Origin of the sequence: Faecalitalea cylindroides ATCC 27803, from assembly GCF_000469305.1 — a bacterium.
GTDB classification, from domain to species: Bacteria; Bacillota_I; Bacilli_A; order Erysipelotrichales; family Erysipelotrichaceae; genus Faecalitalea; species Faecalitalea cylindroides.
The window spans coordinates 1-2737 of the sequence record NZ_KI271037.1 but is presented as its reverse complement, the minus strand read 5'-3'; the positions used below and the strand labels follow the sequence as shown (position 1 = coordinate 2737).

Annotated in this window: 2 protein-coding genes; both read right to left on the bottom strand. The window is 29.7% G+C overall.

Features of this window, described 5'->3' with window-relative positions:
• Positions 1–709: 709 nt before the first annotated feature.
• On the bottom strand, positions 710–1558 hold the full coding sequence (rsmI, locus tag HMPREF0367_RS07975; RefSeq protein WP_035403122.1) for a 16S rRNA (cytidine(1402)-2'-O)-methyltransferase: 849 nt from the start codon (positions 1556–1558) through the stop codon (positions 710–712).
• On the bottom strand, positions 1545–2387 hold the full coding sequence (ricT, locus tag HMPREF0367_RS07970) for a regulatory iron-sulfur-containing complex subunit RicT (protein ID WP_035403119.1): 843 nt from the start codon (positions 2385–2387) through the stop codon (positions 1545–1547). Before ricT ends, rsmI begins: the two co-directional genes overlap by 14 nt.
• Positions 2388–2737: the final 350 nt, after the last annotated feature.

The following is a 2737-nucleotide window of genomic DNA, read 5'->3' as shown; positions in this document are numbered from 1 at the left end:
CTTGAAGAAGGTATTGATTTCCTGATCAAAGGTCGTATAGCTGTTATTTTTTTGTTGTCATCTTGTTCCTCCTAAAATATAACATGTGAAATGAAGATTGTCATTGAACTATAAATTCAAGTTTTTTGAATCTTCCGATATATAGAGCACTCGTTCAATCAAGCTATATATATCTTTCTCTTTTCACTTATCTATTACACTGGAAAGGAACAAAGTGACAAAAAAAGATTGAAAATTTGTTTTTCTTTTTATTCTTTTAAAAACACTATTTGACATTGCAATTTTATAAATATAAATCAAGCATATAAAAAATATCAATACAAGTTTCTTGTAGAATACATATCTGGTTGCTTTGATATCTTTCTCTTGTCATGTACATACTTATATTTTCTCAAATAGTTCTTACAAAATAATGACAATACATTTATTTTCTAAATAAATTTACCCAAATTTAAGATCACAAAACAACGTAAAATTTAAATTAATATCGGCATATTTATTGCTTATAATCCAAATATTGACACGATAAGAAAAAAGTTGTTGCGGTCTTCTTTTCGCCTATTGAAAACTTAAAGAATCAGTAGCAATTTATTTGTAGAATACAAATTATTACTATGTAATTTGTATACATCCGCAACACAGATTATCGCATGTTTTTACTAATTGTGGAGGAAATATTTTTTTATTTTCTTAAAATAAAAGAGTCAAATTAATGACTCTTGTGATATTCATCGTATAACTCATTTTTAGAACAGCCTAATTCAGTGGCTGCTTTTTTTATGGCTTCTTTTGTTTTTAAACCTCGTTTTATATACTCATCAACTTTTTCAATCGCTTTTTTCATATCAAAGGTTTCTTCTTTGATTGGTTTTCCTTCTATGATAACAACCATTTCGCCTTTTTTGTCTTTTGCGACCTGCACAACTTCACTTACTGTTCCACGAATATATTCTTCATGAAGTTTTGTCAGTTCTCTAGCAAGACACATATTTCGATCGCCTAAAACTTCCAAAACATCCTGCAACATAGATTCAATGCGATGAGGAGCTTCATAAAAAATCAAAGTATAAGGAAAATCTTTCAGCTCATCTAATTGTTTCTTACGTTTGCTGGATTTATTTTCAAGAAATCCATAAAACAAATAATGAACACAGGATAATCCACTTGCTACTAAAGCATTCATTGCCGCATTAGCTCCAGATAAAGAAACAACGGCATAATCTTCTTTAATCACTTCTTTTACAAGATTGGCGCCTGGATCTGAAACCAATGGATATCCGGCATCCGATACAACTGCTACACTATTATTATTGTGTAAATGATTCAAGATTTGTGGAATGCTTGTTGCCTGATTATGCTCATGATGTGAAATCAAAGGTTTTTGAATGTTATAAGCCATTAATAATTTCTTTGTGTTTCTTGTATCTTCTGCTGCAATCACATCCACGGCATTCAACACTTCTAAAGCTCTAGATGTGATTTCTTTTAAATTTCCAATAGGAGTTGGTACAAGATATAAAGTTGGTTTTTTTTCATCAAAACTCTTAGTAATCTTCATCGCTGAAATCCTTATCTGGCCATAATTCTTCAAAAGATACAAATCGAACTTCTTCTTTGTTTTCCAATTTAGCTTGTTTTTGTAAGACATTCATGCTGGTGATACGATATTTACTATCTTCAAATGTGATCATAGAATTCAATTTTGGCAAATCTTTTCTAAGTCTTGTATACTCATCATTTTCATAACGCAAGCAGCACATCAATTTTCCACACTGTCCACTTAGTTTTTGAATATTTAAAGCTAATAACTGGTTCTTTGCCATATTTATAGAAACCGTATCAAAATCATTTAAAAATCTTGAACAACAAGTTTCCATTCCGCAGTTTCCTAAACCACCAACCATTTTAGCTTTATTTCTTGGTCCAACTTGTCTTAATTCAATACGACAATGTAACTGACTGGCAAGATCCTTTAAAAGTTGTCTGAAATCAACTCTATCATCAGAAACATAAGTAAAAATAACTTTAGAACGATCTAATGTATATTCACCACTGATCAAATGCATATCTAAATCTAAAGCTTCAATGCACTTATGACAAATTTTTAATGCCTCCTGCGCTTTTTTTGTGTTTTCTTCTTTTTGAATCAAATCGTATTTTGTGGCTAATCGTAAAACCGGTTTACAATCCCCTTTGATCTTTTTGGCATCAAAATCGATTACCGGTGCACAAACTTTACCCAGCTCTTTACCTCGAATTGTTTCTACCACAACTTGATCATTTAAGTCATATTTAATATTTGATCCAAATGTATAAGCTTTTTTAGATTCATCAAATTGAATATAAACTATATATTTATAGGAAACTTTTCTTTCTTCCTGATTCATTCATTCACGACCTTTCGTTTTGTTGTTTTTTAATTCCAACCATCAAAAAACTAGATTTATTATAGCTTATTTTCTTAAATATTGTATATATTATTTGTTTTCTAATCCCAAATTAACCACAAACTTAAAATTAAATAAAAAAATTCGTTTCATGGAATTTTTGCCAAACACAAAAACAGTCTTTATATATTTTCTTTCTTTAACTTGAAGCTCTTCTACAAAACCACTGATTTGATACCATACGCCTAGTATCATCATTAATAAAATTGTTTCATATTGTCTAAATGTTGCTTCTCATATTTTTTCTCGTATTTTTTTCAATTTTTTTGTCATTTTGGTCATTTCCGGTG